We start from the raw sequence: 8,642 nt of genomic DNA on the forward strand, positions 1-8,642 counted from the left end.
CGGTGCACGCGCGCCTGGTCGACACCGACTGGGCCGGCGCGTTCGCCGCGGTCCGCACGCTCACCACGCGGCCGTCGCTGATCGTCGTGCTCACCGCGCAGGACGCGGCCGAGACCGCGCGCGGGTTCCTCGGGGCCTTCCCCGCCGCGTCACGCGCGACGACCGTGCTGGTCGGCTCGGTGACCGACGAGTCGATCGGGGATCTCGCCCGGCGACGGGAGTCGAGAGCCGACGTCTACCTCGCCGCCGCGGCCGAGCAGACCATGGCGGACGCGCAGGTGGTGGCCGACGCCATCCGTCGTGCCGGTGGCGAGGCGATCGCTGCGGATCCCGAGCAGCTGCCGCCGCGCATCGCCGACCGCTACCTCGAGCTGAAGGCCGTGGGACGCCTGTGACACGCTGACCCGATACATTCGCTTTTCTGAGTCATTCAGAATAAGATCGGGGCATGCCCCTCTCCGACATCGCTGCCCAGCAGCGCCTGCGCGATGCCGGACTGCGCGTCACCGTGCAGCGGATCCGGGTGCTCGAGGCTCTCGCCGCACGGCCGCACGCCTCGGCGGACGTCGTCTTCACCGGCATCCGCGATGCGCTGCCCGGCATCGCGCTCGCCACGGTGCACGGCATCCTGAACGACCTCACCGACGCGGCCATCGTGCAGCGCGTGAACCTGCCCGACGTCGGCAGCGCGCTCTACGAGCTGCGCAGCGATGACAACCATCACCATGTGCAGTGCGTGAGCTGCGGGCGCGTCGAAGACGTCGCCTGCGCGATCGGCGCCGCCCCCTGCCTGCACCCCTCCCACGACCACGGCATGCGAATCCTCGAAGCCGCGGTCACCTACCGAGCCCTCTGTCATGAATGCGAAAGGAACGGCAATGGCTGACAAGCCCGCAACCACCACACAGACAGGAACGCCCGTCGCGAGCGATGCGCATTCGCTGACCGTCGGCGCCGACGGCGTCACGGCACTGCACGACCGGTACCTGGTCGAGAAGCTCGCCTCGTTCAACCGCGAGCGTGTGCCGGAGCGCAACCCGCACGCCAAGGGCGGCGGCGCGTTCGGCGAGTTCGAGGTCACCGAGGACGTCTCGGCGTACACCCGCGCGGCCGTCTTCCAGCCCGGCGCGAAGAGCGAGACGCTGCTGCGCTTCTCGTCGGTCGCCGGCGAGCAGGGCTCGCCCGACACCTGGCGCGACGTCCGCGGCTTCTCGCTGCGCTTCTACACCACCGAGGGCAACCTCGACATCGTCGGCAACAACACCCCGACCTTCTTCCTGCGCGACGCGATGAAGTTCCCCGACTTCATCCACTCGCAGAAGCGCCTCGGCGCCTCCGGTCTGCGCAACGCCGACATGCAGTGGGACTTCTGGACCCTCTCCCCCGAGTCGGCCCACCAGGTCACATATGTGATGGGCGACCGCGGCCTGTCGCAGAGCTGGCGTCACCTCAACGGCTACGGCTCGCACACCTACCAGTGGGTCAACGCGGCCGGCGAGCGCTTCTGGGTGAAGTACCACTTCCTCTCCCACCAGGGTGTGGAGCGCATGTCGGCCGGCGAGGCCGAGCGCATCGCCGGTGAGGACGCCGACTACTACCGTCGCGACCTGTACGAGGCGATCGAGCGCGGCGACTTCCCGAAGTGGGACGTGCACGTGCAGATCATGCCGTACGAAGAGGCCAAGACCTACCGCTACAACCCGTTCGACCTCACCAAGACGTGGTCGAAGAAGGACTACCCGCGCATCAAGGTGGGCACGTTCACGCTCAACCGCAACCCGCAGAACTTCTTCGCCGAGATCGAGCAGGCGGCCTTCTCGCCCGGCAATCAGGTTCCCGGCACCGGCATCTCGCCCGACAAGATGCTGATGGCCCGCGTGTTCTCGTACTCCGACGCGCAGCGCTACCGCATCGGCGCGAACTTCAACCAGCTGCCGGTGAACCAGCCGCACGCGGCCCAGGTGCGCAACTACATGCACGAGGGTCAGATGCAGTACCACTACGCGCCCGCCGAGCACCGGGTGTACACCCCGAACTCGTACGGTGCCGCCGGCGGCCCCGAGGCCGACCCGCTGCTGGGCGTCGAGGCGAGCTGGGAGTCCGACGGCGAGCTGGTGCGCTCTGCGGCCACGCTGCGCGAAGACGACGGCGACTTCGTCCAGGCGAGCATCCTCTACCGCGAGGTGTTCGACGACGAGGCGCGCGAGCGGTTCGTGCAGACCCTCGTCGGCCAGTACAACGGCCTGACCGTCCCCGAGATCCAGGAGCGCTTCTTCTGGTACTGGGGCCAGGTCGACCAGGACCTCGAAGCTCAGCTGCGGGCGCTCGCGGGCGCACCGATCGGCGAGCCCGAGCCGATCGGCATCGGCGACTAATCCCGCTCACGCGCACACGAGGCCCCTTCATCCCCGCGATGGAGGGGCCTCGGCGTGTGCCGGCGCTGCTCTCGTCACGATGCGGGATCATCGAAGGACGATCCGGCGCGAGGCCGGCATGATGAGGAGAACCGGCATGACCGAACCCCGCACGTCCGCAGCCGCGGCAGCCTCCCGCAGTGCCCGGCTGACCGCCGAGGGCTTCGGCTCGTTCCTGATCGTGTTCCTCGGCGTGGGCGCGGCACTGTTCACCGCCACGCTGTTCGCCGATCCCGGGGCGGGGTCGGCGGTCAACCTGACGGTGGCGCTCGCATTCGGCATCGCGCTGCTCGCCGCCTTCAGCTCGTTCGCGGGAATCTCGGGCGGGCACTTCTCCCCCGCCGTGACCATCGGCGCCGCAGCCGCGGGCCGTCTGGCGTGGCGCGATGCGCTGCCGTACGTGCTCGCTCAGATCGTCGGCGGCGTGATCGCCTCGACCGCGCTCATCGTCGTGGGCCTGTTCGGCCCCGAGCGCTGGCTGGAGCGCGTCCAGGACGCCGGTTTCGCGAGCACCGGCTGGGGCACGCTCTCACCCGGCGGGTTCGGGATGCCCGCGGTGATCGTCATCGAGGTCGTCCTCACCGCCATGCTCGTGCTGGTGTTCCTCAGCGTGACGCACCCCGAGCGCCGCACCGCAGCGGGCGGCGTGGCGATCGGCCTCACCTTCGCCGCGATCCAGTTCGTCGCCATCCCGGTCGCCGGGGGTGCCGCGAACCCGGCGCGCGCCATCGCCACCGCCATCTACGGCGGGATCGGCCCGCTCGCCCAGCTCTGGGTGTTCCTCGTGTTCCCCGCCATCGCGGCGGCGGCCATCGGGGTCGCCTACCGTGCGCTGTTCGACGGCACGGTCGGCCCCGACGGTGGCGAGCCCGGCGCGGGCGAGTCCGACGGCGACGGATCCCCGTTCAGCCGGCGGTGAGTGTCGGCGTGCCCGCTTCGAACTCGACGAGGTCGCCGCTCTCGCCGCGGCGCGCGGCGCGCCGGCCGATGACGAGCATGTAGAACAGGAACGCGCCCAGAGCCAGCGCTCCGATGCCGATCTTCACCGGCCACGGCAGATCCGAGCCGGTGACGAAGCCCTCGACAAGCCCGGACAGGAACAGCGCGAACACCAGACCGATCGCGACCGTGGCGAGCGATCGCCCGCCTGCCGCGAGCGATTCGGCTCTGGTCCGTCTTCCGGGGGCCGCCCACGCCCAGAAGATGTGCAGGCCGGCGGCGGCCGCGACGAAGATCGCGGTCAGCTCGAGCAGCCCGTGCGGCAGGATGTGCAGCAGCATCGTGTCGAGATGCCCGTAGGCCGACATCACCGCAGCCGCGACGCCGAGCCCGAAGGCGTTCTGGATCAGCATCCACACCGGCCAGATGCCGGTCACGCCGAACAGCACGCACTGCATGGCGATCCAGGCGTTGTTCAGCCACACCATTCCCGCGAACGACGCCATCGGGCCGTAGTAGTCGACGAAGTCCTCCTCGGCATACTGCTTGAGCACGTCGGGCGGTCCGAGCGACGCGATCAGCGCCGGGTCGGAGGCGATCCAGGCCGCCGTGATCGCGACCACGAGCACGAACGCGACCGCGATGATGCCGGTGGTCCAGCGGATCCGGTAGAGCGCCGCGGGCAGCTGCAGCGCGAAGAAGCGTGCGGCCTGCGCGAGCACGTTGTCGCCCGCCCCGGTGAATCGCAGCCGCGCGGCGGCGAGGATCGTCGACAGGTACGCCCCCTGAGGCGAGTCGCCCACCGAGGTCTTCAGCTCGGCGAGATCGGCGGATGCCGCGCGGTAGCGGACGATCAGCTCGTCGACCTCGGCGCCGCTCAGGCGCCGTCTGCGGCTCAGCGCATCGAGCCGCTCCCATTCCGGGCGGCGGGCGTCGGCGAGGGCATCGGCATCCACCTGATTTACTGTACTCATGTCTGCCACGATCACCGACGAGCAGGAGATCCTGTCCGGCGAGGCCGTCGCCATCGACGTGCAGCCGGTCGGCTTCGTGCTGCGCGCCGCCGGCGCGCTGATCGACATGGTCATCGGGTTCGCGCTGTTCCTCGCCGTCACGTTCGTGCAGGTGTGGCTGATGAGCGAGGGCCTGCTGACCGAGCACACCTTCCGCATCCTGGTGATCTGCGCGGCCGTGCTGAGCTTCCTCGTGCTGCCGATCACCGTCGAGGTCGCGATGCGCGGCCGCAGCGTCGGCAAGCTCGCGGTCGGCGGACGGATCGTCCGCGTCGACGGCGGGGCGATCACCTTCCGGCACACGTTCATCCGCGCGCTCGTGGGCGTGCTCGAGGTGTACATGACCTTCGGCGGGGCGGCGGTGATCACCGGTGCGCTCACCGCGCGCTCGCAGCGCCTCGGTGATCTCGTCGCGGGAACCTACTCGCAGCGCGTGCGCACGCCCGCACTGCCCTCGCATCAGCCGCACCTGCCGCCGTCGCTGCACGGGTGGGCGACGGTCGCCGACGTCGCCCGGATGCCCGATCGGCTCGCTCGGCGCATCTCCCAGTTCCTCGCAGGCGCGCAGCGCCTGTCGCCCTCGGCGCGCGCGAGCGTCGCGCACGAGCTCGCCCTCGAGGCGCAGCCGTACATCTCGCCGCTGCCCGCCGTGTCCCCCGAAGAGCTGCTGCTGGGCATCACCGTGCTGCGCCGACAGCGCGAGCAGCGGGCGCTGACCCTCGCCGATGAGCGGGCGGAGCGTCTGAGCGGGCGCCGCATCGGCCTCTGACGCCGCGGCCCCGCGGTGCGCTCGTCGTCGTCGCCGGAGTCAGAACCGGATCGCGTCGATCACCTTGACGCGCAGCGCGACGAGCGCGGGTACGAATCCGGCGATCGCCCCGACGACGACGGCTGCGACCAGACCGGTGACCGCTGCCCGGATGGGGAACGGCGGCACGTCGACGAGCGACGGGAACATCGACTCGACGATCAGCGGCGAGCGCAGCACGGCCACGACGACGGCGATGCCGATGACGCCGGCGACGGTCGTGGCCACCAGGCTCTCCAGAAGCACGGTGGTGAAGATCCGCCCCGCAGTGGCGCCGAAGGCGCGTCGGACGCCGATCTCGCGCACCCGCTGTCGCATCGCGACGAGCTGGATGTTCACCAGGCTCAGCGCACCGAGCGCGAGGATCAGCACCGCGATGCCGCTGAGGATGAGCTCCGTCATCGCCTGGCTCTCTCGGAACCCGGTGGACGCCGCCCAGTCAGCCCGGCTCACCGTGACCTCCTCGCCCTCCGGCATCCCCGCTCTCAGGTCGGCGGCGAGGGATCTGCCGACGTCGGCGACGTCGTGCTCGCCCACCCAGATGTCGTACCGCAGCGTCGCGTCCTCGGGCAGCTCGTCGACGCGTGAGGCGAACGAGTCGTACAGCAGGTCGATGCGCTTCTCCGCATCCCACGGTCCCTGACGGGGCCGCACGCCCACCACCTGGAACGTGCCCCCGGCGTCGCCGGTGAGGGTGAGGGTGGGATGCTGATCCATCGGCACGCGACCGAACACGTCCCACATCGCCTCCGAGATGATCACGGGCGGGGCGAGCGCCTCGACATCGTCGGCGCTGAACTCGCGGCCCGCGAGCAGCTTCTCGCGATGGATGACGGCGTAGGCGGGGTCCATCAGTCGCGCGGGGGTGCTGTGCACCCCATCCGGCGCCTGGACGGGGAGCATCATGCCCTCCACGAAGCGGGAGGAATGGCTGAATCCGACGCGCTCGCCGACCTTCTCGAAGCGCTCGTGGAACGCGTTCGCGTCGACGGGCCCCTCCGCGCCGAAGGGAGCGACGACGAGGGTGGCGACCCGACCGCCGTAGCGGTCGTACTCCTCCGTCTGCGCCTGCACGGCGATGTCCGAGAGCGCCACCACGGCGGTCAGAGACGCGACCGAGACGGCGATGCCGATCAGGCTCAGCAGCACGCGCAGCTTGTGCACCCGGATCTCCGACCACGCGTCGGACAGGGCGCCGATGACCGCGCTCACCGCGACCCCTCCGCTCCGGCCACCGCGGGAGTGCCCGCGCCGGACGGCACGCTCGCGGTCAGCCCTGCCTCCGCTCCGTCGTCCTGCAGGGTCGAGGCGGCGAAGGCGCGGCGCAGATCGGCGGGGGTGAGGACGCCGCCGTCGAGCCGGTAGTGCCGCCGAGCCCTGGCCGCGACGTGCAGGTCGTGTGTGATCGTGACGAGCGCCGCATCGGTCTCAGTGGCGACGTCGTCGAGCAGCGCCATCACGCTCGCGCCGGTGTCGATGTCGAGTGCGCCGGTCGGCTCGTCGGCGAGGATCAGCGTGGGCCTGCGCACGAGCGCCCTCGCGATGGCCACGCGCTGCTGCTCCCCGCCCGAGAGACGATCGGCGATCTGCTCGATCCGGTGTCCCAGCCCCACCCGTTCCAGCATCTCGCCGGCGATCCGGTGGCGCTGGCGGAACATGCGACCCCTGGCGTGGCCCAGCGGCATCATCACGTTCTCGAGGGCGGTGCGGCCCGGAAGCAGGTTGAACTGCTGGAACACGAAACCGACGTGATCGCCGCGCATCCGGTCGAGGCGGCCGGTGCGCATCCGGCGCACCTCCCTGCCCGCGAACGAGACCGTGCCCGTCGTGGGGGCGTCCAGCATTCCGAGGATGTTGAGCAGAGTCGACTTGCCCGACCCCGAACGGCCCACGATCGACACGTGGTCGCCGGCCTCGACCTCGAGACTCACCCCGCGCAGGATCTCGAGCCGCGTGTCGTCCGCGAGCAGCACGCTGCGGGTGACATCGGTCAGGGCGACGAGGGTCACCAGCTCGTCCCCGACTCGCAGATCTCGCCGCCGGCACCGTCGTCGTAGCACTGCTCCTGCACGGGCACGGCGAAGCCCGGCACGAACTGACGGATCGAATCGCCCTCGGCGAGCCCGTCGAGCACCTCCACCTGCTCGCCGTCGTTGACGCCGAGCGTGACCTTGCGCTCTTCCGGCTCGGTGCCGTCACCGGCATCCACCCACACCACTCCGCTGCCGGCACCGCCCTTCACCGCGGTGACGGGGATCACGAGCGCGTCATCGACCTTGCCGAGGGCGAGGGCGAGCGACGCGGGCAGGCCCGCGAATACCGTCTGATCGGCCGGCACCGCGCAGCGCACGCTCGCCGTTCCGTCTTCGGCGATCTGCACACGCACGCCCGAGCAGGCGAACGGCGCAGGACCCCCGGTGATCGTGACGGTCGCTTCGGACGGAGCGCCCACGAGGCGGTACAGCTGAGCAGGCTTGATCGTGGCGAGGACGTGATGACGAGCCGGCGTGAGGGTGAGCATCTCACCGCCGATCGTCGACCCCTGCCCCTTCACGACGGCGAGGTCCGAGACCTCACCCGCCTCGGGGGCGACGAGCGTGACCGTGCGCACCGGGTCGTTCTGCTTGATCGTGACCAGCAGCTGTCCCTGCTGCACCGTGTCGCCGTCCGCGACGTGCACCGCGGTCACCACCCCGTCGGTCGCGCTGCGCACGGCGTACTCCTCATCGCGCGCGACGCTGCCGTCGAGGTCGAGCTCGTTCACGAGCGATCCGCGTGCCACCGGGATCACGGGGTCGGCGACGCCGGCCGAAGGGCCGGCAGATTCCGCGCTCGCGGTGTCCGGCAGGAACGCGATCTTCATGAGCGCCAGTGCCGCAGCACCGAGCACGACGAGGAAGAGAACGGGGAGGACGATACGACGCCAGACGACCATGTCTGCCTTTCCGGGACAGCCCCTCGCTCCCCCTGACGCTCAGATTAGGGCACGGGGCAGCGATCGAACGTCAGCGCCGTCCGATCGTCGCGACGGCGACGCGACGCGCGTCACGCGCGACTTGCCAGGAGCGCGTCGTCACGAGCGCATCGCCTCGTGGCGGATCACCAGCCATCCGGCCGGCACCGAGAGCCGGTCCGCATGCTGGGCGCACAGGTCGTGGGCGTGCGGGTCGCCACCGGGGCCGAGCGGACCGAGCGCGGCCATCTGATCGCCGTAGTCGAAGGTGAGCGTCGCGACCGCCTCGCGCGCACAGGCGACCTTGGAGCACAGCCGTTCGCCGACGGCCAGGTGCGCGTCGAGGCGCGGGCCTTCGCCGAGGCGCGGTGTTCGGTCGTGGCGCAGTCGTTCGTCCATCGCGTCCACACTATGACCGGGTCGCGTGAGAGAGGTGCAGCCGCGCGGCAGCGCATAGACTTTCGGCATGCCCGGCCGACGCTCCTCCCCCGCACCGCGGCGCGGCGCACGTCACG

At 70.8% G+C, this 8,642-nt stretch carries 9 protein-coding genes and 1 pseudogene; 5 read left to right on the forward strand and 5 right to left on the reverse strand.

Going from position 1 to position 8,642, the window contains the following annotated elements; genetic code table 11:
• From RT309_RS11795 to RT309_RS11810, 4 genes and pseudogenes are all read left to right on the forward strand, one after another.
• Nucleotides 1-395, forward strand: a pseudogene (locus RT309_RS11795) (DUF58 domain-containing protein); the annotation flags it as partial.
• Between the two features lie 53 nt (nucleotides 396-448).
• On the forward strand, nucleotides 449-886 hold the full coding sequence (locus RT309_RS11800) for a Fur family transcriptional regulator (RefSeq protein WP_313357281.1): 438 nt from the start codon (nucleotides 449-451) through the stop codon (nucleotides 884-886).
• A complete protein-coding gene (locus tag RT309_RS11805; protein WP_313357283.1) occupies nucleotides 879-2,375 on the forward strand; it encodes a catalase in 1,497 nt (498 codons plus the stop codon). Before RT309_RS11800 ends, RT309_RS11805 begins: the two co-directional genes overlap by 8 nt.
• 136 nt (nucleotides 2,376-2,511) lie before the next feature.
• Nucleotides 2,512-3,333: an aquaporin gene (locus RT309_RS11810; RefSeq protein ID WP_313357285.1), complete on the forward strand. Its 822-nt coding sequence runs from the start codon at nucleotides 2,512-2,514 to the stop codon at nucleotides 3,331-3,333.
• Here RT309_RS11810 and RT309_RS11815 read toward each other — a convergent pair.
• Nucleotides 3,320-4,309 carry a stage II sporulation protein M gene (locus tag RT309_RS11815; protein ID WP_313357293.1) on the reverse strand — a complete coding sequence of 330 codons (990 nt, stop codon included), beginning with the start codon at nucleotides 4,307-4,309 and terminating at the stop codon, nucleotides 3,320-3,322. The genes RT309_RS11810 and RT309_RS11815 overlap by 14 nt on opposite strands.
• A gap of 16 nt (nucleotides 4,310-4,325) precedes the next feature.
• On the opposite strand from RT309_RS11815, the gene RT309_RS11820 reads away from it, so the two are divergent.
• Nucleotides 4,326-5,135 carry an RDD family protein gene (locus RT309_RS11820; RefSeq protein ID WP_313357287.1) on the forward strand — a complete coding sequence of 270 codons (810 nt, stop codon included), beginning with the start codon at nucleotides 4,326-4,328 and terminating at the stop codon, nucleotides 5,133-5,135.
• 39 nt (nucleotides 5,136-5,174) lie between these two features.
• On the opposite strand, the gene RT309_RS11825 is transcribed toward RT309_RS11820, so the two are convergent.
• The 4 genes from RT309_RS11825 to RT309_RS11840 form a co-directional block, all read right to left on the reverse strand.
• The gene (locus tag RT309_RS11825) at nucleotides 5,175-6,386 is read right to left on the reverse strand and encodes an FtsX-like permease family protein (protein WP_313357288.1); all 1,212 of its coding nucleotides are present in this window, start codon (nucleotides 6,384-6,386) and stop codon (nucleotides 5,175-5,177) included.
• Nucleotides 6,383-7,183, reverse strand: coding sequence for an ABC transporter ATP-binding protein (locus RT309_RS11830; RefSeq protein ID WP_313357290.1), 801 nt, complete (start codon nucleotides 7,181-7,183; stop codon nucleotides 6,383-6,385). The genes RT309_RS11825 and RT309_RS11830 overlap by 4 nt, the downstream gene beginning before the upstream one ends.
• On the reverse strand, nucleotides 7,180-8,109 hold the full coding sequence (locus RT309_RS11835; RefSeq protein WP_313357292.1) for a biotin/lipoyl-binding protein: 930 nt from the start codon (nucleotides 8,107-8,109) through the stop codon (nucleotides 7,180-7,182). Before RT309_RS11835 ends, RT309_RS11830 begins: the two co-directional genes overlap by 4 nt.
• Before the next feature lie 138 nt (nucleotides 8,110-8,247).
• Nucleotides 8,248-8,526 carry a DUF3499 family protein gene (locus RT309_RS11840; RefSeq protein ID WP_396654450.1) on the reverse strand — a complete coding sequence of 93 codons (279 nt, stop codon included), beginning with the start codon at nucleotides 8,524-8,526 and terminating at the stop codon, nucleotides 8,248-8,250.
• Nucleotides 8,527-8,642 lie beyond the last annotated feature (116 nt).

The organism is Microbacterium sp., assembly GCF_032084865.1.
Classification (GTDB): domain Bacteria; phylum Actinomycetota; class Actinomycetes; order Actinomycetales; family Microbacteriaceae; genus Microbacterium.

Excerpts from the sequence above, each read along its gene's own strand:
- RT309_RS11800 (WP_313357281.1), top strand. The coding sequence starts at position 449 with ATGCCCCTCTCCGACATCGCTGCCCAGCAGCGCCTGCGCGATGCCGGA.
- RT309_RS11805 (WP_313357283.1), top strand. The coding sequence starts at position 879 with ATGGCTGACAAGCCCGCAACCACCACACAGACAGGAACGCCCGTCGCG.
- RT309_RS11840 (WP_396654450.1), bottom strand. The coding sequence starts at position 8,526 with ATGGACGAACGACTGCGCCACGACCGAACACCGCGCCTCGGCGAAGGC.
- RT309_RS11810 (WP_313357285.1), top strand. The coding sequence starts at position 2,512 with ATGACCGAACCCCGCACGTCCGCAGCCGCGGCAGCCTCCCGCAGTGCC.
- RT309_RS11835 (WP_313357292.1), bottom strand. The coding sequence starts at position 8,109 with ATGGTCGTCTGGCGTCGTATCGTCCTCCCCGTTCTCTTCCTCGTCGTG.
- RT309_RS11820 (WP_313357287.1), top strand. The coding sequence starts at position 4,326 with ATGTCTGCCACGATCACCGACGAGCAGGAGATCCTGTCCGGCGAGGCC.